Origin of the sequence: uncultured Parabacteroides sp. (assembly GCF_902493135.1) — a bacterium.
Taxonomy (GTDB): domain Bacteria; phylum Bacteroidota; class Bacteroidia; order Bacteroidales; family Tannerellaceae; genus Parabacteroides.
Genome location: NZ_CABUOD010000016.1, coordinates 1 through 20,372, shown reverse-complemented (window position 1 = coordinate 20,372; position 20,372 = coordinate 1). Strand labels below are relative to the sequence as shown.

General features: G+C 48.3%; 17 protein-coding genes. 4 read left to right on the top strand and 13 right to left on the bottom strand.

The annotated features are described in order from the left end of the window. Window positions 1-21: 21 nt before the first annotated feature. The 13 genes from RDN79_RS09165 to RDN79_RS09105 all read right to left on the bottom strand — a co-directional run bounded on the left by RDN79_RS09165 (window position 22) and on the right by RDN79_RS09105 (window position 16,089). Window positions 22-1,059 carry a DUF3810 domain-containing protein gene (locus RDN79_RS09165; RefSeq protein WP_298551103.1) on the bottom strand — a complete coding sequence of 346 codons (1,038 nt, stop codon included), beginning with the start codon at window positions 1,057-1,059 and terminating at the stop codon, window positions 22-24. After that, window positions 1,056-4,751, bottom strand: a complete 3,696-nt coding sequence (metH, locus tag RDN79_RS09160; protein WP_298551101.1) for a methionine synthase — start codon at window positions 4,749-4,751, stop codon at window positions 1,056-1,058. The genes RDN79_RS09165 and metH overlap by 4 nt, the downstream gene beginning before the upstream one ends. A 9-nt stretch (window positions 4,752-4,760) precedes the next feature. Beyond that, window positions 4,761-5,222, bottom strand: coding sequence for an SsrA-binding protein (smpB, locus tag RDN79_RS09155; RefSeq protein WP_005641532.1), 462 nt, complete (start codon window positions 5,220-5,222; stop codon window positions 4,761-4,763). Window positions 5,223-5,234: 12 nt separating this feature from the next. Beyond that, window positions 5,235-5,801, bottom strand: coding sequence for a YIP1 family protein (locus RDN79_RS09150; RefSeq protein ID WP_005641535.1), 567 nt, complete (start codon window positions 5,799-5,801; stop codon window positions 5,235-5,237). A 31-nt stretch (window positions 5,802-5,832) separates the two neighbouring features. Continuing rightward, a complete protein-coding gene (locus RDN79_RS09145; protein ID WP_298551097.1) occupies window positions 5,833-6,588 on the bottom strand; it encodes a hypothetical protein in 756 nt (251 codons plus the stop codon). Between the two features lie 206 nt (window positions 6,589-6,794). Further along, window positions 6,795-7,595 (bottom strand): hypothetical protein, encoded by an 801-nt coding sequence (locus RDN79_RS09140; protein WP_298551095.1) that lies wholly within the window; start codon window positions 7,593-7,595, stop codon window positions 6,795-6,797. Between the two features lie 48 nt (window positions 7,596-7,643). Further along, window positions 7,644-8,879 (bottom strand): porin family protein, encoded by a 1,236-nt coding sequence (locus tag RDN79_RS09135; RefSeq protein WP_298551093.1) that lies wholly within the window; start codon window positions 8,877-8,879, stop codon window positions 7,644-7,646. 10 nt (window positions 8,880-8,889) lie between these two features. Next, the gene (locus RDN79_RS09130; protein WP_298551091.1) at window positions 8,890-9,417 is read right to left on the bottom strand and encodes an RNA polymerase sigma factor; all 528 of its coding nucleotides are present in this window, start codon (window positions 9,415-9,417) and stop codon (window positions 8,890-8,892) included. Window positions 9,418-9,568: 151 nt separating this feature from the next. Further along, window positions 9,569-11,047: a glycoside hydrolase family 10 protein gene (locus tag RDN79_RS09125; protein ID WP_298551089.1), complete on the bottom strand. Its 1,479-nt coding sequence runs from the start codon at window positions 11,045-11,047 to the stop codon at window positions 9,569-9,571. A gap of 13 nt (window positions 11,048-11,060) precedes the next feature. Next, window positions 11,061-11,837 carry a glycerophosphodiester phosphodiesterase family protein gene (locus tag RDN79_RS09120; RefSeq protein ID WP_298551087.1) on the bottom strand — a complete coding sequence of 259 codons (777 nt, stop codon included), beginning with the start codon at window positions 11,835-11,837 and terminating at the stop codon, window positions 11,061-11,063. Between the two features lie 48 nt (window positions 11,838-11,885). Further along, window positions 11,886-12,839, bottom strand: coding sequence for a thioredoxin-disulfide reductase (trxB, locus tag RDN79_RS09115; protein ID WP_298551210.1), 954 nt, complete (start codon window positions 12,837-12,839; stop codon window positions 11,886-11,888). A 36-nt stretch (window positions 12,840-12,875) separates the two neighbouring features. Next, a complete protein-coding gene (locus RDN79_RS09110; RefSeq protein ID WP_298551085.1) occupies window positions 12,876-13,544 on the bottom strand; it encodes a LolA-like putative outer membrane lipoprotein chaperone in 669 nt (222 codons plus the stop codon). A gap of 28 nt (window positions 13,545-13,572) precedes the next feature. Beyond that, the gene (locus RDN79_RS09105; RefSeq protein WP_298551083.1) at window positions 13,573-16,089 is read right to left on the bottom strand and encodes a DNA translocase FtsK; all 2,517 of its coding nucleotides are present in this window, start codon (window positions 16,087-16,089) and stop codon (window positions 13,573-13,575) included. 256 nt (window positions 16,090-16,345) lie between these two features. On the opposite strand from RDN79_RS09105, the gene RDN79_RS09100 reads away from it, so the two are divergent. The 4 genes from RDN79_RS09100 (at window position 16,346) to mdh (ending at window position 19,742) form a co-directional block, all read left to right on the top strand. Continuing rightward, window positions 16,346-16,891 (top strand): DUF5063 domain-containing protein, encoded by a 546-nt coding sequence (locus tag RDN79_RS09100; protein ID WP_298551081.1) that lies wholly within the window; start codon window positions 16,346-16,348, stop codon window positions 16,889-16,891. Continuing rightward, complete coding sequence (locus RDN79_RS09095) at window positions 16,888-17,469, top strand: 3'-5' exonuclease (protein ID WP_298551079.1); 582 nt, start codon at window positions 16,888-16,890, stop codon at window positions 17,467-17,469. The genes RDN79_RS09100 and RDN79_RS09095 overlap by 4 nt, the downstream gene beginning before the upstream one ends. Beyond that, a complete protein-coding gene (locus RDN79_RS09090) occupies window positions 17,470-18,654 on the top strand; it encodes a class I SAM-dependent rRNA methyltransferase (RefSeq protein ID WP_298551077.1) in 1,185 nt (394 codons plus the stop codon). A 146-nt stretch (window positions 18,655-18,800) separates the two neighbouring features. Further along, a complete protein-coding gene (gene mdh / locus RDN79_RS09085) occupies window positions 18,801-19,742 on the top strand; it encodes a malate dehydrogenase (RefSeq protein ID WP_298551075.1) in 942 nt (313 codons plus the stop codon). Window positions 19,743-20,372 lie beyond the last annotated feature (630 nt).

The window sequence follows — 20,372 nt, the reverse complement described above, 5'->3', positions numbered from 1 at the left end:
CAATATGGGAACCACAAGGTATCAAATCTCTCCGGACGTATTTCCCAGCGCCATCAATAATGCCACCACTTCCGAATAATTCTTCCGGCCGGAGGGGATGTTGTTTCCTTTCAGGAACCAGTTGTAAACGGTACTCTGGATCTCGCCTATAAACGGGCTGTACAAATTCTCCCAGTAAGCGACTTTCCGGTTGTAAAGATCTTTTACTTCGGGGGAGATCGTCTCTTTCCATTCATTAAACTCCTCTTCCGACAATAAGCCGTAGGCATTGCTCAACACATAAGGCAACAAAGCAAAATAAGCCGAAAACCGGATTTCCGGCACTCCGGAACGGGAACAGACGAGAAAACCATACAAATTCGCTTCCGCCTCACTGGAAACTCCCAATACATGCGCCATTTCATGTGCATAAGTAAACGGATACTGGACCGGGAGCAGATCAGGGTTCAGATTATATTCGGTAAAAAATGGTCCCATATACCCCAATACCCCCACTCCACTCATCAAAAAGGGCATTAACATCGGCTTCGGATGCAAATACCCGGCAGGACTGACTAAAGAGAAACGCCCGGCAATTTCATGATATCCCTTTTTCACTTCCTCTGCGACGAGGGCCTTATCTATTTTTTCGACAGGCGCAAAGGACGCATTCAACGAATCTGTATAAGTAAATAAGAACGAACGGAAAGCGTCGGCTGAATAAGCCGCATACGGGATTTCCGTCCGTGTAAAAAAGTCTTTCCTGAAATAATTCAATCCCCAAGCCAGATAAAACCAGACATATATCCACAACAAATATTCGATCATCCGTCCGGCTGTCGCCCGCCAGGAACGTTTCTTCACAATGGCATAAACCAGATAAGCAAGCAAACCGGCCATACTACCGTATATCAGGCAATCACCTATCGAAAAAGAAAATAGAGAAGAAAAACAGGACAAAGCACCCGATATATAGGGATATACATTCCGGGCATACGCCTCTCCCATATCCGGCGAACGCATGGCGCACCAGATACCGGCCAGAAGGAGAGACAAGACTATCCAGCGTATATATTTCAATTTGAAATATTTTTATTCAATAACTTCTTCACTTCCGCTTCCGACAGATTCCGGCGACGGGCATAATCTTTCATCTGTTCTTCATCAATATTACCGATCATGAAATATTGGGAATCCGGATGTGCAATATAAATGCCGCTCACCGTCGCCGTTGGGTACATAGCGCCGTTTTCCGTCAACCGGACACCGATCTGTGACATATTTAACAACTTATCCAACGTATAGTTCAAAAGCTGGTCCGGCAATGAAGGATAACCGATAGCCGGACGTATTCCCTGATATTTCACTTTATACAGGTCGGAGATGGAAAGCGATTCATCCGGAGCATATCCCCAATATTCCTTACGGACCTTTTCATGGAGATATTCGGCCGTAGCCTCGGCCAGACGATCGGTCAGGGTTTGCAACAACATGGAATTATAGGTATCTCCCTCCTGCTCGAACCGTTCTTTCAGAGATTCGGCGCCGGCACCGGCCGTCACCACGAAAGCGCCGACATAATCCGTACGTCCTTCCGATAACGGCATCACATAATCGGCCAGCGACTTATAGATGCCTTCCTCTTTCTTCGCCTGTTGGCGCAAAACAGGAAGCAAGACTTCTCCTATCCGGATATTATCTCCGTCACCATTCGCCGGGAAGAAGCCATAAACCGCCTTGCAATACTCGGCTTTCATCTCGACCAGACGATCCAGCAACTTAACGGCATCCTTATATAACTGCATAGCCTCCGACGCCTTTGCACGGTCCGCTTCCGGAAATTCGGCCAGCCAGGCGGCACGACAAGCATCGCAACTGTGGACTTGCGTAATTTCCGAAAAACGCCCGTTCAGTTTCCAAGCGCTAAAGAAGAAGGTCCAATGGATATATGGGATTATTTCCTCCAAAGGAATAGAAGGAATCACCTGTACCCCGCTCCGGGCCGGAACGACCGGATTATAAGAAGCCCAGTCGATCACCGGACGATTCGTCCGGGCTTCCGCCAACGGGACCAGTATCTCTTTTTTCTTATTCACAGAGGCACGCAGAGCTTCATACTCACTGTTCAACTGGGCCACATAAGCATCGCGCGTATCCGGGTTCAACAGTTTGGCCGCAATCAACGGGTTTTGCGAGGCGTCCAGCACATGAATGACCGGATAGTCATAATGCGGAGCGATCTTAATGGCCGTATGCAACTTCGAAGTCGTGGCGCCGCCCACCATTATGGGAATGCTCAGGCCGGCTTTCTGCATCTCGTCCGTCACATGTACCATCTCTTCGAGCGAAGGCGTGATCAGACCGGAAAGACAGACCAGGTCGGGCTTTTCTTCGATTGCTTTTTTTACGATCACGTCCGCCGGAACCATCACCCCCAAATCGACCACCTCATAATTGTTGCAAGCCAGGACAATCGAAACAATATTCTTTCCGATGTCATGCACATCGCCTTTCACGGTCGCAAACAGGACCTTCCCCGCCTTAGCAGAATCAGATGAGACCTTTTCCGCCTCGATTGCCGGTTGCAGGATGGCAACGGCCTTTTTCATCGTGCGAGCAGTCTTGACAACCTGTGGCAGGAACATTTTTCCGGCGCCGAACAATTCGCCGACCTTATTCATCCCCCCCATCAACGGTCCGTCGATAATATCCACCGCACGCGGGTATTCCTTCAAGGCTTCCTGCAAATCTTCTTCCAAATGATCGCCGACCCCTTTTATCAGAGCATATTCCAAACGCTCCTTCAACGGATATTCACGCCAGACCTCCTGCTTTTCCTCTCCACCCTCCTGCACTTTCACATGCAGGTTCTGGGCATATGTGATCAGCTCTTCAGCAGCTTCCGGACGGCGCGCCAGAATGACGTCTTCCAACAACGTACGGAAAGCCGGTTCGATATCTTCATAGAGTACGGACGACGACGGGTTCACGATCCCCATGTCCATGCCTTTGTTAATCGCATGATACAGGAATACGGAATGCATGGCCTCCCGTACATAATTATTTCCACGGAAAGAAAAGGAAAGATTGCTGACACCGCCGCTCACCTTCGCCCCCGGCAGGTTCTTCTTTATCCATTCCACGGCACGGATAAAGTCAAGTCCGTACCCGTTATGTTCTTCCATACCGGTAGCGATAGCCAGCACATTCGGATCGAAAATAATTCCGTTCGGATCGAAATCGACTTTCTCCCGAAGGAGACGGTAAGCGCGTCCGCAAACCTCGACCTTCCGTTCGAACGTGTCGGCCTGTCCTTTTTCATCAAAAGCCATTACGACCGTAGCCGCCCCCAGCTGTTTGATGCGGGCGGCATGTTGCAGGAATACCTCTTCGCCTTCTTTCAAAGAAATCGAATTCACGATGCTTTTACCCTGCACGCACATCAAGCCTTTTTCGATCACCTCCCATTTGGAAGAGTCGATCATCACGGGAACACGGGAAATATCGGGCTCGGAAGCGATCAGGTTCAGGAAAGTCGTCATCTCCTTCACGGCATCCAACATTCCGTCGTCCATATTGATATCGATCACCTGCGCACCGTCTTCCACCTGCTTGCGAGCAATCGTCAAAGCCTCTTCATAATTTTCCTCCTTGATCAGGCGCAAGAACTTACGTGAACCGGCCACATTGCATCGTTCACCGACATTCACGAAATTATTCTCCGGCTTTACTTCCAGCAACTCCAGACCGGACAACCAAAGACAATCGGGCCTCGGAGCCGGTACATGCGGCTTGGCCCCTTTCACCAATTCGGGATATTTGGCGATATGGGCCGGCGTCGTACCGCAACAGCCACCCAAGATATTCACCAGCCCTTCGTCGATAAAGGGTTTTACATGGACAGCCATCTTTTCCGGCGTCTCGTCATAGGAGCCGAAACTGTTCGGCAGGCCGGCATTCGGATAAGCACTTATATAATAAGGAGCATGTTTAGCCAGTTCAGCCAGGTAAGGTTTCATATCGGCAGCACCGAAAGAGCAGTTCAGGCCGACACTGACTATATTGGTATGCCCGACGGAAGCCAAAAACGCAAGCAACGTCTGTCCGGAAAACGTACGTCCCCCCTGGGCAGACAACGTCAGAGAAAGCATAATCGGCAAATCCTTGCCTTTTTCCTTCAGCACGGTCTCGGCGGCTTCCAGTCCGGCTTTCACATTCAGCGTGTCGAAAGTCGTTTCAAACAGGACGATATCCACGCCCCCGTCTACCAAAGCGTCCACCTGTTCCTTATAGGCGTCATACAAATCCATATAGGTGACAGCCCGGTAAGCCGGATCGCCCACGTCGGGACTCATCGAGGCCGTCTTATTGGTCGGGCCGATGGAACCGGCAACAAAAATCGTGCGATCCGGATGTTCCGTCATGAAACCGTCGGCCACCTCGCGCGCCAACTTTCCGGCAGCCAGATTGATATTCCGTACCTGTCCCTGCATGCCGTAATCTTCCATCGAGATGGCGTTGGCATTGAAAGTGTTGGTAGCAAAAATATCGGCACCGGCATCCAGATACTGACGGTGGATCGATTTGATCACATCCGGCCGGGTGATGCACAACAGGTCGTTATTTCCTTTCAGGTCGCTCGTCCAATCGGCAAACTGTTCTCCGCGATAGTCCTTCTCGGTCAGTTTAAAGCCTTGGACCATCGTACCCATTCCTCCGTCCAGAATCAAAATGCGTTCTTTCAGGAGATTCAAAAATATTTCTTTATCCATAAAGGTTCGTTACCGTTTAAATGCACGATCCATCTCCCGGCGGTCGTCCCGTTCCTTGATAGAGTCGCGTTTGTCATATTCCTTCTTACCTTTGGCGATAGCCACAACGACTTTGGCCAGTCCTTTATCATTAATAAAAAGACGTGTCGGAATAATTGTAAAGCCATTATTGCGGGCAGCGCTTTCAATCTTCCGCAATTCCTTTTTAGTCAGCAACAGCTTGCGGTCACGGCGAGCCGTATGGTTATTGTATGTCCCGTAGAAATATTCTGCCACATACATATTCTTCACCCACAATTCACCCTTCTCCACAATACAAAACGTATCGACCAGACTCGCCTTTCCCAGACGGATCGATTTGATCTCCGTACCGGTCAGCACGATCCCTGCCGTAAACGTGTCGAGCAACTCATAATCGAAAGTCGCCCGCTTGTTCTTTATCTGTATGTTATTACTAATCTTCTCTTTCATCTTATTCTTCTATCAAAAACGTAAACCGGGCATCAGCATGGAAAGAATGACCTCGATCAACCAGGGCGTCAGCAAAATCAGACCGGTCGCGGTCCCGACAAACTTCAGGCGTATCTTCTCCTCCACCTGCATATAAGGGCCGGCCCCTTCCCATACGATATAAAATGTATATAACACGAATATACGCAAAAAGAAAAACTCCGGAAGCAACATCAACACGATGTTCAATGCAAACATCAGCGAAGACGAATAGCCGACAAAGCGTTGACACAGTTTCATATCCTTCTCCCGTTTGAACCATCCCTGCCAAATCTCATTCAGCAAATAGGAAGCCAGATAAAAGCCGCCGAACGCAGCGACTAATGTCCGGATAGACGACTTCAACGCCAGTTCGACATCAAACTCCTTCCGAGTGAACAGCACGCCTAAAAAAGCAGCAACCGTAACGAATCCGATGAGGGGATACACAAACCGGGATAAAAACTCATCGTCCTTTTCTTCTTTTCTCGTCAGAATATCCCACGCCTTTCCCGGCTGGGAGATGATGGCTACAACCAATTTAAATATCTCTTTATACATTTTTCAATACGCTCGTTTGCTATTTATCATTTTATTTGCCTTTTCCTGTCAAGTCTATTGTAAACACGTCGGAACTTTTCCAGTTTATCGATGCAGAATCCTTCCCGAACGAATATGCATAGTTAATCCGGAACTTCAGTTCATCCGAATGATTCTTTTCCGCCTTTTTCACCAGATCTTCGATATTAAACGCACAAGGAATAATCATCGCCTCGCCTCTTGTCGTGTCCGCCTTGATTCTGATAGTGCGGAGGTAGAGGCTATAAATATTATCGTCTCCCAACAATTTATCCGAATTATAGGACAAAGAGAAACTGTCCACTTGGTTTGCCGGGTGATTGCTTATCTCCGTGAACAGGAACAAATTGCCTCTGATATAAGCGGAACGCGCCTGGAGGGAAGAAAGCAACAGTTCGTCCTTTGCAACGCTGGAAGTATCGGTCAATGTATTATAGAAGTTCCAACGATTGACCTCCGAGATCGTATTCTCATAGATAACCGCCTCGATATAACTGGTATCCGTTCCTGTCCCCATATTGTTTGCAGTCCCATAATCGATGGAATAATCAAACAAAATACATTCTCCGTTTTCCACATTGGCATTCTGGAAATCTTCCGAAGAAACCACAACGTCTCCCTTGGTATAAATAGCTTTACCCGGTCCGTATCCGGTCACCACGACCCCAGCCTGATTTGCCATCGTCAACTGGGTGGCCGGATCTCCCAAACAAGAACTCAACACAACCAAACAAAAGGTCCAAACGCCATATAATACTGTTTTTCTCATTTCCATAACAAATTTGAAGTCGTATTTATCTCCCTCTCTTAATGGAGGAAACGCACAAAGGTACGAAAAAAGGTTTATACGGCAAAAGCCTGAAGATTAATTACAACTGAAAGGCATTGGCTAAAAAACAAACAAGCATCGAATAGAAATCCGGTGCTTGTCCGTTTTCCATCCGATGCCTATCTATTCTCACTTATTTATAGATATCAATTTGTAGTTTCCTCAATCAAGAATTGAGAAATCTCAGAATATCCCCAAGTCGCGATCTTTGTCGAATCCGAGTTGAATGTCAACGGATACTTCACACGATAATTTACACTCTTTTTCCCTGCTGCCGATTCTTTACTTTTCAACATGGAATAAAATTGACCACCTTCAATAGCGATCGGATCTATCGCATTGCTCATAGTGGGAGCTTTTCCTTCTTCCTTCTTTTGAGCACGTACACATAATGTATAAACACGTTCTGTTCCATCCACTGTTTCCGGCTCCTGATCATAGTCCATAGTTATTACGTAACTGTTCTTCTGATCCGTCAACACAGAAGCAAAAGCAGGGACAGCAATGATTCTCTTATAGTTATTAGACATCAATAATCCTGTTCCACAGTCAGATAAGAGCAATTCATTATCCAATGCCGTTGAATCTAAAGACGAAAAATTCAAATTATATTTAGCGAATGGTGACGATGCTATTCCTGTCGCCACATAAAAACCATTAGTAGAGACATTTGCATTATCCGGTGAATCATAATCAATCTGTACATTAGCTACTATACAATCTCCAGAACTATACGTCGGATCGTTTGCAATTGACGAGATATACAGAGGAATAGAAGTGTAAGGATAACCGACAGGATAAATCAGTGTTTTCATCGAAGAAGAATAATCCACTATTGCATATATCCCCGGAATCGTCTGTTGATTACCGCCGCCATCCAAACAAGAGGTTAACGAAAACATGCCTGCAGCGATTGCTGCCAATCCTAAAACTTTAAGTTTCTTCATTTTTACTGTTCTTTAATTATAAATTATTTATTATTTATTTGTTCTTACTCAAAAGCCGAAACGGAAACCCGCCTGCAAATTCACATTAAACGGTTTCTCGGAACGGATCGTCTCGATATCGCTTCCGTTATCGAAATAATAACCGGCTCCCACCTCCGCATAAACACTCAAGAAACGGAGCAACGGATAGCTGGCACCGGCACGGGCATTCACAGACCACATCCATTCTTTCATACGGATATGCTTCTTCTCGTGACGGATTTCATTGTCTTCCACAAATATTTTGGCATTCAGCTTGCCGGCAACATTGACCTCGGTCATGCCACCCGCCGCTGCATAAAATTGAATACGTCTCCATTCTGCAATCTTATAAGACAAAGAAAGAGGGATTCCTATAAAATGCAACTTCTGCTTCGTTTCGCCATGATATATAGCCCCAGTCTCCCATTCGGAAGAGAGGAGTGTATAGTTCAAACCGGATTGAAGGGAAAAACGATCATTCAAAGAATAACTGACGCCCAATCCGACCGAAACCGGTGTCTTATGGCGAATATTCGTTTTCGGAGATTGGTTATTGAAATACGGGGAATTCAATTGCAACAACTCCTGATCTGTCATCAACGTATTCTTCAAGGCATAAGTATTCAAAGAATTGGATGTCCCGGCACTCACGCTGCCGCCTCCCATACCAAAACTCCATCTTTTTGCCCGCGTTTTCTTTTCTTCTTTTTCCACTGGCGCTGCATCCGCGAGTAAAGAGTGCGTTTCCGTCGGCATTGCCGTCTCGGTCGTTTCCGCCACCTCGGTTACCTCGGCTACTTCAGCTGCTTCGGAAGCAACCACTGCGACAGCGTCCTTGTCTTCCGCCGAAAGGACAACGTCGTCTTCCGTTATGTCCGACCGGAATGCAGTAGCGGCCGCAACTTGCGCAACGACACGTTTTGCCACCCGGTTAACAGGAGCGGAAGCTGTAACTGCAGGTATCACCGGCTCGGACTGTTCAGCCAGCCGGCTCTCTACAACCTCGGTTTCTTGCTGGATCGTTTCGGCTACAGGCAGATGTTCCCGGTCGTGGTTAGAGACATAAACCCCACCCGTCACAACTAATAAAGAAATAACGGCTGCCGCCGCCCAATAGCGTAAAGTCCTCCGGAAAGGGACAGACTTTTTAGCTGCGAGGCGGTCAGCTATCGCTTTCCAATCGCCCGGCATCGTATCCGCTTCGAAGTCCTGCAGCTTCGAACGGAACAAATCGTCAAATGTATCTCTTTCCTTATCCTTCATTTCTTTTTACTCAATACAATTCATTAATCCTGCGTTGCAATAATTGTTTGGCACGCGTAAACTGCGACCGGGACGTGCTCTCCGTTATATTCATCATCTCGCTGATCTCCTTATGCGAATAACCTTCTATTGCAAACAAGTTGAACACTGTTCGAAAACCGGCAGGAAGCTCCTGCACCAATTTCATCAACTCGACTGCCGACATATCGGATATCGCGGAACTGTCCGGGTGGATCAACTCCGCAGTATTATCCAGATCGGTAGCCTCACGCAAGACATCCGATTTGCGCAAATACTCCAACGCACAATTGACAAAGATCTTTCGCATCCACCCTTCAAATGACCCGATCCCCGAATAAGAGTCCATGCCGGTGAAGACTTTTACAAAACCATCCTGCAGCAAATCACGGGCAGTCTCCCTGTCGCTAACATAACGCAGACAAACCCCCATCATTTTACGGGAATACGTTTCGTACAGCTCCTTCTGAGCCAGCCTTTCCCCATTCTTACAACCCTCTATCAGTTGTTTCTCCGTCATTTAATGTGTGCCTTCATGCCCTTTCCAGGGCCATACATTTATTATGATGTTCAGATGATCCGAAACGCTGCATTCCGGATGAAATATTTTTCCTGAAAACGCACAAAGATACTGTATTCCGGCAAATAATCGGAAAAGGAAAGAGAAAAGATCATTTAGGGAAGGATGAAAGATAATAATAGGTTTCTTTCGATAGCGCACTTTCGATATGGTAGCGGGTGGAAGATGAAACGGAAAACGTATATCCCCGCTCCGAAGCCGTATCGACAGGCAGATAGATGGAAGTATCCCGGATTCCCGTCATCAGGATATTCCGGGCGGATGCCGGGTCTATCGAATCCGTCAGCGAATAATAGACGGTATAAGTCAACACATCCTTTTCCGAATCCGGTTTCTGCCAGAAGAGCTTCAACTCGCTCCCTTCCTTTTCCACCCGTATCTCTTCCGGGGCGGCGGGAACCGTATCGTCCAACCATGACAAAGGCGGAAGCTGTGCCGGATATTTATAATATTTATCTTTCAACTCGTCGTACAACCCTTTCGTATTGTCGAGGATGTTCGCACAACGGAAAAACGCGCAGCCGGCCCCTCCGTAGTAACGGCTGTAGTCGATCTGGTCCGTGATGTCGTTGACGGTCCAGTCCGCCTCTTCTTTCAACATCCGGTATGCGCCCAATCCCGGAACCACAAGGCGTCCGTTGCAATTATCGACCCAATTGTCGACAAACGGGAAAAAGTTATCATGCAGGTAATACATCATCGGGACGATCATATCCTGCTTCCCATTCTGCATCCACATTTTCGGATCCTGGAAGACGCTTTCGTAGGCCGTCCATCCGGCGTTAGGGACACGTTCGATGCGGTTATATTTTCCGAGGGGCGAACTGCTGACCTGCACCCAGGGCTTTACCGATTTGACATAGTCGTAAATGCGGTAAACCATCTTATTGATATTCTCCCGACGCCATTCCGCCAACGGGCGCTTCTTGCCGTATTTATTGTATAACGCCTTATCGGGAAAGGATTTTGCTTGTTCCGGATAACGGATATAATCAAAATGGATACCGTCGATATCGTATCCGTTCACCAGCTCTTTCACTAAAGACAATATATAGTCGGAAGTTCCGGGAACGCCGGGGTCCAGATACCACTCGCCGTTATGACGCTTGCATAGTTTCGGCTGACGCTTGACAACGGAGAGTTTCCCCTTCTCTTTCACGCTTTTGTCCGTTCCCAGCGGGAAAGTAACGAACCAGGCGTGGCATTCCATCCCGCGTTTGTGGCACTCGTCGACCACGAAAGCCAACGGATCATAGCCCGGCATCGTTCCGTATTTTCCGGAGAAAGTCTTGCTTGCCGGTTCAATAGCCGAGCGCCAGATGACGTCGCCCCGCAAACGGACCTGCAAAAAAACGGTATTGAAATTCGCATCCTGCAAACGGTCCAGAATGTCGCAGACGTCGCGTTGTTGCATCTTCCGTCCTGCCTCCGTCGTTGCCGGCTTGTGCGGCCAGTCCAGACCATAAACGGTTGTCAGCCATACACCTCGAATCTCGCGCTTGGGAGGTTCGACCGCATTCGAAACCGATATCAGTAACAGGAGCAATAACGACAGGCAATACTTTCTCATTTCACACATTTATTCAGCGGTACAAATGTACTGCTTTTTGCGCTTCTACGGGATAATCTGTTGTAAGGAAGTCCACGCCATTTTCAATCATTTCTTTCATCACCTGAGGATCATCGACCGTCCAGACATTGATTTTCAGTTTCAGGTCTTTTGCTTCGGCAAACCATTCGGGATGTTTCTGCATGACCTTATAATTATAATCGAGACCGGCAAAACCGAGTTCTTTCAACTGTTTCGGAGACAAGTCGCCGTTCAGGTAGTAGACCGGCGTCTTCGGGGACAGGCGATGCAGCTCCTTTGCAGCTTCCAGGCTGAAAGCGATATATTCGGTGCGCTTCGTCAATTTCTTGCCGTTCACCATGTCGACTGCAATCTTTGCCGCTTCCCGATCCCGCTGGGGAGTTGCATGGGATTTCAATTCGAAGATCAGCTTGGTCTTTTTCAGCTTCTTCGCCCTGTCCAAATACTGCTCCAATGTCGGAAGCGTTTCGCCATTCGGGAGTTTCAGGTCTTTCAGTTCCGCATAGGGAGTCGTCTGGATATGCTTACCCTGAATCTTGCTATCGTGGAACACGACCGGGACATTGTCTGCGGTCAGGTGCACGTCGAACTCGGAACCATAGACTTTGATCTCATTCGCCCGTTCCAACGAACGAATGGAGTTTTGGGCGGAACCTTCCGTTTTCCAATAACCGCGATGGGCAATCACCTTTGTCTTCCTTTTAGCCGACACGGGAACCGCCACCAGCACGCACAAAAGAAAAAGGAGAAAGAGTTTCAAGTGTTTCATAATGTAGTAGTTTATATGTTATTTTCGGATCAAGCCAAAAGTAAAGGATTATTTTCCAATCTCTGACAAATAACGTTCCGCCTCGATTGCAGCCGCGCAACCGCTACCGGCAGCCGTAATAGCTTGGCGATAATGCGGGTCAGCCACGTCACCGGCAGCAAATACCCCCGGCACTCTTGTTTTCGGCGTGCCCGGAACCGTCTTGATATAGCCGATCTCGTCTGTTTCTACCCAGGGTTTGAATATCTTGGAGTTCGGAGTATGGCCGATAGCCAGGAAGAAACCGTCGATTGCGATATCCACCTTTTCTTCGTCCGGTTCACCCATACGTTTTACCAAATGTGCACCTTCGACACCGTCTTCACCGAAAAGGCCGATCGTGTTATGCTCGAACAAGACCGTGATATTCGGAGTGTTCAGGACACGTTCCTGCATGACTTTCGATGCACGCAAATAAGGTTTGCGGACAATCAGATACACCTGTTTCGCCAAGCTGGACAGATAAAGCGCTTCTTCACAAGCCGTATCGCCACCGCCGACGACAGCCACCACTTTCTTGCGATAGAAGAAACCGTCGCAGGTCGCACAAGCCGAGACACCCATTCCGGCATATTTCTGCTCATCCGGCAATCCTAAATATTTGGCAGTCGCTCCGGTCGAGATGATCAGCGTTTCCGTCTCGATCACCTTCTCGCCGTCGATCGTCACTTTATAGGGAGCGGCAGACAAATCCGTTTCAGTCGCAATGCCGATGCGGATATCCGCACCGAAGCGGGCAGCCTGCTGTTTCAAGTCTTCCATCAGTTCCGTACCGGTAACACCTTCAGGATAACCGGGGAAATTCTCAACTTCGGTCGTAGTCGTTAGCTGTCCGCCAGGCTGAATGCCTTCATAGAGAACAGGAGACAGATTTGCACGTGAAGCATAGATAGCCGCAGTATAACCGGCCGGGCCCGAACCGATAATCAGGCAACGGACTTTTTCATTCTGAGTTGTATTCATCATCTTATTTTTTAATTCTTAATTTTTAATATCCCATCATCTAAGGTCCACGATTTCAGCATCGGGATAGTCTTTCTCGTTAAAAACAAAATAGCTATCCGGTTGGTTTACTCCCGTTTTCATTTTACTGAGACGGATCGTACTGCTGATTCCATTCTTTGAAAAAACGGCGATTGACACCGGAAGACCGGAAAACTTCTCTATCTGGAGTTCCACCCGTACGATATCGCTTTTCTTTCTGGGAATCAGCTCGATGTCGTAAGCGGCTTTGCCATTCGGAGCCGTGCTCTCACCCTTATATTTAGCAGTAAAACCTTTTTTATAGGAACGGAGCAACAGGGCCGGATTCGTAGCCTGCAACTCTTCACCGGTCGGGGTGGAGACGTTGACTTCCCCGTTGCGCTCGACAAACGACCATTGTGTCGTTCCGTCGAACCAAGTGATCATGTCAGGAGTCTTCAGTACGAATTTATCGCCTTTGATATCGACCGTGCCGTCAAAACTCTCCGATACTTTCTGCACATCCGACCGCGTCTGCATCGTAAAATAAGCAGTCAAGCCGTTGGAATCCTCATAAACGGACGCGGCCTTATCCAGAATGGAAGCGGCATTCTGCGCCAATGCTCTCATACCGGATACAGCCCAGAGGCACAGGAAAGCGACCACCAAAAAGCGACAAACTTTTATTTTATTTTCTCTTTTCATGTTCATCTTCATTATCCTGATTTATCTCTTATTTCAATGAATTCAACAACTGTTCCAAGCCGTATTCGTCCTGGATCAAGACCTGACGGGCTTTGCTGCCTTCGAAAGGACCGACAATGCCTGCCGCTTCCAACTGGTCCATCAGGCGGCCTGCACGGTTGTAACCGATTGCGAACTTTCGCTGGATAAGCGAAGTCGAGCCCTGTTGCTGGATCACGATCAGACGGGCAGCTTCGTCGAACAACGGGTCGCGATCCGACAGATCCACCGACCCGGCCGAAGAGGACTCACCGCCTTCACCTACATATTCAGGCAACAGGTAAGCCGTCGGATAAGCCACTTGCGCACCGACATAGTTCACGATATCTTCCACTTCCGGCGTATCGACAAAAGCACACTGGACACGCGTCGGCTCGCTGCTTCCGGTAATCAGGATCAGCATATCGCCCTTACCGATCAGACGGTTGGCACCCGGAGTATCCAGAATCGTGCGGGAGTCGATCTGCGACATCACCTTAAACGCGATACGGCTCGGGAAGTTACTCTTGATCGTACCAGTGATCACTTTCGTGTCCGGCCGCTGGGTTGCCAGGATCATGTGGATACCGACGGCACGGGCCTTAGCCGCGATACGCGAGATCGGCAACTCGATCTCTTTGCCCGAGGTCGCGATCAGGTCGGCAAACTCATCGACGATTGCAACGATATAGGGCAAGAACCGATGTCCTTTCTCCGGGTTCAGACGGCGTGAAATGAACTTCTCATTATATTCCTTTATATTACGTGCCGAAGCCTCCACCAGCAACTTATAACGGTTTTCCATCTCGATCACCAAGGAATTCAAGGTCGCCACCGCATCGCCCGGCTCCGTCACGATCGGCTTGTCGGCATTCGGCAATTTCGCCAGATAATGACGTTCGATCTTCGAGTAGATACTAAATTCCACCTGTTTGGGATCGACCATCACGAACTTCAGTTCGGCCGGATGCTTCTTATACAGCAGAGACGTGATTATCGCATTCAAGCCGACCGATTTACCTTGTCCGGTCGCACCGGCCACCAACAGGTGGGGAGTCTTGCACAAGTCGAACATGAACACCTCGTTGACAATCGTCTTTCCGATCGCCACCGGCAAATCATACGAACATTCCTGGAATTTGCGCGAAGCGACCACCGACTGCATCGAAACAGTCTGCGGTTTATTGTTCGGGACCTCGATCCCGATCGTTCCCTTACCCGGCATCGGCGCGATAATACGGATCTGCAAGGCTGAAAGGCTCAAAGCGATGTCATCTTCCAGGTTCTTGATCTTGGAAATACGCACACCGGCTTCCGGGATGATCTCATAAAGCGTGACCGTCGGTCCGACCGTCGCCTTGATAGAGGCGATATTGATGCCGAAATCCTCCAACGTCTGCTTGATCATCTGCTGGTTCTCTTCCAATTCCTCGCGGTTCACCTCGACATTGCCCGAATCGTAAAATTTCAGCAGGTCGAGCGTCGGGAACATATAGCGGGACAAGTCCAGGCGCGGATCATATTTACCCAATTGGGACTGATCGAAAGTTTCTTCGTCTTCCGGCACTTCCACTTCAAAGGTCGTACCACCGTCGACGGATGCCTCGACAACCGGATCATCTCCCCTGGCTACTTCAAATTCAAAATCATTCTTTTGCGGACTCTCCTTTTCTACCGGCCTTTTCTTTTCTTCTTCGGCTTTCCGCATCTCGGTTTCCGTATCGAAAACATATTCGTCCGGTTCGACGGCCTCTTCCATTGTCTCGCGATATGCAGCAGGCTGAGGAATTGCCGCCGTTTTTTCAACCGGAACATAGACATCCGTTTCCCCTTCCTCCTCTTTTTCCTCTCCCGGCACTTCCGTCGTTTCATTCTTTTCCCGTCTCAAACGGTTCTTCAACCATCCGAAAGAGAAGACATTTTGCAGGAACGGAATCGTCCGTTTACTCGTGAAGATCGCAATAATCAGAAACAGGCCGACCAGCAGCAGGACCGTACCCGGTATCCCGATATTATTCATCATCACCTCCGACAAATAATATCCGTGCTGACCGCCCAAATAAATAAATGTATCTTCATATCCGCGGATAAAGATAAAAGCAAAGAACAACGATCCCCATATCAGCATGGCCGCACTGAACAGGAAACGTTTCAGCAACGACACCCGGCTCAGGTTCATTAGCTTCGCCCCGACCGAACCGAGGAAAAACAGGATCAGGAAAGAAGAAATCCCAAACCACCGGTTCATCAGCAAATCGGCAAGGAAAGCCCCGCGCACGCCCGTCCAGTTCTCTACCGATCCACGATTGATCACCAAATCCGACAACGGGACATTCTCGATCTTGCTCTGATCCGCGCCTCCCGTAAAGAAAAACGAAATCAATGCCAGACCGACATATATGGTAACAATGGAAATAACTAATCCGGTAATAAAACGGGTCCGCTCGCTGGTAAAGAAATTCCGAATCCCTTTAAATTTACTTTCCCCGTTATTCGTATTTTGTTTTGCAGTCGTCTTTTTAGCCATTACACAATTAAATTTACAACTCGCAAATGTACATAGAAAATTTCAAGTTCCCTACGACATTCGCATTTTCCCCCGGCAACTGCATCTAATTCTTTCGAAGCTATCAGAAAAAAACAGTTTTTCACCCTTCATTCCGTAATCGCCGCCGGGATTACAAATAAATACCGACTAAAGTCAGAATCCTTATTAGCTTTACAAAGAAAAAATTGTTACTTTTGCAAGTTATAAACGCAAGGTATCTACAAAGATCATTCGCATGGAAAAAGAAAACAACCCGATATACGAACGCAACACGCTGGAATTTGTAACCGTTGCACTGGAATTTTGTACGTTTGTCGAGAATGCCGGCAATAGCGGGCTTTTCGACTTTTTGGATAAGGCGGTCAAGATCTTGCCGTTGCTGTATCTGAAAGCCACCCTTCTGCCCGAAACGGAAGAAGACGAAGATGCAGAACCGGAGTTGACTGTCACGGAAGAAATGTACGAATCGGTCCGCAACCGGATCGCCGGATTGCTCGGAGAGAAAGACTCCTACCTCGAGACGTTCCATCCGGACATGCAATACAGCGACACGCCGATCGCCGCCTTTATCTCGGAGAATCTGGCCGATGTTTACCAGGATACGGGCAACTTCATCTCTTTGTTCCGCCAGGGCAATGAAGAAGTGATGCTCGAAGCAATCGTTTTGTGCCGTAAAAACTTCCGCGAATTCTGGGGACAACAATTATTAAATGCATTGAAAGCGCTCCACGCCGTGCGATACAGCGATGAAGGGCTTTTAGAAACCGACGAAGAAGAATGACACAACAATATACACATTCGATAACAAAAGAAGCAATATCCGGACTTCCCTTAGAGGAATTTGCCGGACGGATCATCGTGATCGACACATTGAGAGATGCGGAGAAAGCAGTCAGCTACCTTTCCGAATTCCAGTCTGTCGGGTTCGACACGGAAACCCGCCCGAGCTTCAAGAAAGGACAACGGTTCAAAATATCGCTTATGCAGATTTCGACCGACGATACTTGTTTCCTGTTCCGCCTGAACCGGATCGACATCCCGGAAGTTCTCGAAGGATTTCTGTCAAACGGAAAGGTGCTGAAGATCGGCCTTTCGCTACGTGACGATTTCGGGGCGATGCGCAAACGCACGGACATACAGCCCGCCAATTTCCTGGACTTGCAGAACTACGTCGGACAGTTCGGCATCGAAGACGCCAGCCTGCAAAAGATATACGCCATCCTGTTCAACAAGAAGATCTCGAAGGGACAGCGTCTGAGCAACTGGGATGCCGATGTCCTCAGCGATGCGCAGAAAAAATATGCGGCCCTCGACGCATGGGCCTGCCTGAAAATATACAATCAATTGAAACAGATATAAATGAAGGAGTGTAAAGTATTTCTCAAACCGAAAAAAGAGGAATCGTTGCTGCGTTTCCATCCGTGGGTATTCTCCGGCGCCATCCAGACGATCGAAGGCGAACCGGAAGAAGGCGACTTGGTAGAAGTGTATGGGACGAACGGGCGTTTCCTGGGTATCGGACATTATCAGATAGGCAGTATCGCCGTACGCATCTTATCTTTCAACCCGGTCACGATCGATGCCGCTTTCTGGGAAGAACGCATCCGTATCGCTTACACACTGCGCCGGGCACTGGAGCTTGCCGGAGTGGAGAACAACAATACCTACCGGTTGGTGCACGGTGAAGGGGATAATCTTCCGGGGCTGGTCATCGACATGTATGCCCACACCGCCGTCATGCAGGCGCATTCCGTCGGCATGCACTATGCCCGCCACCAGATTGCCGAAGCCTTGAAAGCCGTGTTGGGAGATTCTTTACAGAATATATATTACAAATCGGAAGCGACCTTGCCTTACAAGGCCAACCTGGGCAGCGAAGACGGCTACCTGTACGGCGGCGAAGTGGAGGACATCGCACTTGAAAACGGCTTGCAATTCTGCGTCGACTGGCAAAAAGGGCAAAAGACAGGTTTCTTTGTCGACCAGCGTGAAAACCGTTCGTTGCTGGAACGCTATGCCAAAGGGCGTTCCGTACTGAACATGTTCTGCTACACCGGCGGGTTCTCGTTCTACGCCATGCGCGGAGGCGCCAAGGTCGTTCACTCGGTCGACAGCTCTGCCAAAGCGATCTCGCTGACCAACAAGAACGTGGAACTGAACTTTCCGGGCGATCCGCGCCATGAGGCTTATGCCGAAGACGCTTTCAAGTATCTCGAAAAGATGGGAAGCAACTACGACCTCATCATTCTGGACCCGCCCGCTTTCGCCAAACATAAAAACGTATTGCGCAACGCCTTGCAGGGTTACCGCAAACTGAATGCCATCGCTTTCGAAAAGATCAAACCGGGAGGCATCCTGTTCACCTTCTCCTGCTCGCAGGTGGTAAGCAAGGAAAACTTCCGCCTGGCCGTATTCAGCGCCGCCGCCCAGTCCGGCCGCAGTGTCCGCATCCTGCACCAACTGACACAACCCGCCGACCATCCGGTCAACATCTACCACCCGGAAGGGGAATATTTGAAGGGGCTGGTTCTCTATGTGGAGTGAGAAAAGGTATGAATCATAAATTTAATCAAGAGAGGCGCAAATTGTTTACGGAAATATTTCTTTATTTCGTAATAGGTTGTACCTTTGTCTCGCTTTTAAGAGAGATGGAAGTATTATCATAAGTAAAACATATAAAACTTATTATTATGTCTAAAGTAACAGTTGTTGGCGCCGGTAATGTAGGTGCTACTTGCGCAAATGTTCTTGCCTTCAATGAAGTGGCAGACGAAGTTGTAATGCTTGACGTTAAGGAAGGTGTTTCCGAAGGTAAAGCAATGGATATGATGCAGACTGCTCAACTGCTCGGTTTCGATACTACAGTTACAGGTTGCACAAACGACTACGAAAAAACAGCTAACTCTGACGTTGTTGTCATCACTTCAGGTATTCCCCGTAAACCGGGCATGACTCGCGAAGAATTGATCGGTGTTAACGCTGGTATCGTGAAGAGCGTGGCTCAGAACATCCTGAAATATTCTCCGAACGCAATCCTGGTAGTGATCTCCAACCCGATGGATACCATGACTTACCTGTCATTGAAGTCGCTGGGCCTGCCGAAAAACCGTATCATCGGTATGGGCGGCGCTTTGGATAGCTCTCGTTTCAAATATTTCCTGTCTCAGGCTTTAGGTTGCAATGCCAACGAAGTCGAAGGCATGGTTATCGGCGGTCACGGTGACACGACTATGATCCCGTTGGCTCGTCTGGCCACTTACAAAGGTATTCCTGTAAGCAAATTGCTGAGCGCAGAGAAACTGCAGGAAGTTGTCGCTTCCACTATGGTTGGCGGTGCAACACTGACTAAGCTGTTGGGTACTTCCGCATGGTACGCACCGGGTGCTGCAGGAGCATTCGTTGTTGAATCTATCATCCACAACCAAGGCAAGATGATTCCTTGTTCTGTTTATCTGGAAGGTGAATACGGAGAATCTGATCTTTGCATCGGCGTTCCTGTCATCTTAGGTAAGAACGGTATCGAAAAGATCGTTGAACTGGAACTGACAGCCGAAGAAAAAGAACTCTTCGCCAAGAGTGCAGCAGCCGTTCACAAAACAAACGAAGCGTTGAAAGAAGTCGGCGCTCTCTAATAATCGGAAAAAGGTTTGATAATATAATATAGAGGATAATCCGTGACGGGTTATCCTCTTTTTTATCTTATATAGCTTAAATGTTTAGAAACATGCCCATCTTCCGGCTTTCTACACCCGGATGTTGCCACTCTCCACACCCGGATGTACGGGACGGCTACACCCGGATGTACAGGACTTTGCCATACTAACCCCATGTAATTAAATCATTTGACAAGGATAAAAAGGCTATATCTATCACCCGGACATCGATAGGGTGTGACACTGGTGTGATACAAGAGTGATACATGAATCCGGCATGTATCACTCTCGCACATTATGTTTATCAATGCTTACAAGAGGAAGTGTGATAGAGTGATAGAGAATCCTGCAAAAACAGTATGAATATCCGAAACATTCTTCCCGTTCGGCCCTCCCGTTCGTAAATAATATGTATATTTGTGGATTACATAACAAACAAAAAAACAGTAACTATGAAAAAGGAAGAGTCGGATCTGAAAATCATGGAAGAGATGGAAAGAAAAGAGTTGCAGGACAGGTATATCCGTTTTGATTGGGCCATCAAGCGTCTGTTGCGCCAGAAGGCCAACTTCGACGTGCTCGACGGTTTCCTGACCGTCATGCTGAACG

What these genes read in the sequence shown, in the direction of transcription:
- RDN79_RS09090 (WP_298551077.1), top strand. Translation starts at nt 17,470, where the DNA reads ATGAAGGAGTGTAAAGTATTTCTCAAACCGAAAAAAGAGGAATCGTTG.
- RDN79_RS09120 (WP_298551087.1), bottom strand. Translation starts at nt 11,837, where the DNA reads ATGAAACACTTGAAACTCTTTCTCCTTTTTCTTTTGTGCGTGCTGGTG.
- RDN79_RS09125 (WP_298551089.1), bottom strand. Translation starts at nt 11,047, where the DNA reads ATGAGAAAGTATTGCCTGTCGTTATTGCTCCTGTTACTGATATCGGTT.
- RDN79_RS09100 (WP_298551081.1), top strand. Translation starts at nt 16,346, where the DNA reads ATGGAAAAAGAAAACAACCCGATATACGAACGCAACACGCTGGAATTT.
- RDN79_RS09150 (WP_005641535.1), bottom strand. Translation starts at nt 5,801, where the DNA reads ATGTATAAAGAGATATTTAAATTGGTTGTAGCCATCATCTCCCAGCCG.
- RDN79_RS09130 (WP_298551091.1), bottom strand. Translation starts at nt 9,417, where the DNA reads ATGACGGAGAAACAACTGATAGAGGGTTGTAAGAATGGGGAAAGGCTG.
- RDN79_RS09095 (WP_298551079.1), top strand. Translation starts at nt 16,888, where the DNA reads ATGACACAACAATATACACATTCGATAACAAAAGAAGCAATATCCGGA.
- mdh (WP_298551075.1), top strand. Translation starts at nt 18,801, where the DNA reads ATGTCTAAAGTAACAGTTGTTGGCGCCGGTAATGTAGGTGCTACTTGC.
- smpB (WP_005641532.1), bottom strand. Translation starts at nt 5,222, where the DNA reads ATGAAAGAGAAGATTAGTAATAACATACAGATAAAGAACAAGCGGGCG.
- RDN79_RS09145 (WP_298551097.1), bottom strand. Translation starts at nt 6,588, where the DNA reads ATGAGAAAAACAGTATTATATGGCGTTTGGACCTTTTGTTTGGTTGTG.
- trxB (WP_298551210.1), bottom strand. Translation starts at nt 12,839, where the DNA reads ATGAATACAACTCAGAATGAAAAAGTCCGTTGCCTGATTATCGGTTCG.
- RDN79_RS09135 (WP_298551093.1), bottom strand. Translation starts at nt 8,879, where the DNA reads ATGAAGGATAAGGAAAGAGATACATTTGACGATTTGTTCCGTTCGAAG.
- RDN79_RS09110 (WP_298551085.1), bottom strand. Translation starts at nt 13,544, where the DNA reads ATGAAAAGAGAAAATAAAATAAAAGTTTGTCGCTTTTTGGTGGTCGCT.
- RDN79_RS09105 (WP_298551083.1), bottom strand. Translation starts at nt 16,089, where the DNA reads ATGGCTAAAAAGACGACTGCAAAACAAAATACGAATAACGGGGAAAGT.
- RDN79_RS09140 (WP_298551095.1), bottom strand. Translation starts at nt 7,595, where the DNA reads ATGAAGAAACTTAAAGTTTTAGGATTGGCAGCAATCGCTGCAGGCATG.
- metH (WP_298551101.1), bottom strand. Translation starts at nt 4,751, where the DNA reads ATGGATAAAGAAATATTTTTGAATCTCCTGAAAGAACGCATTTTGATT.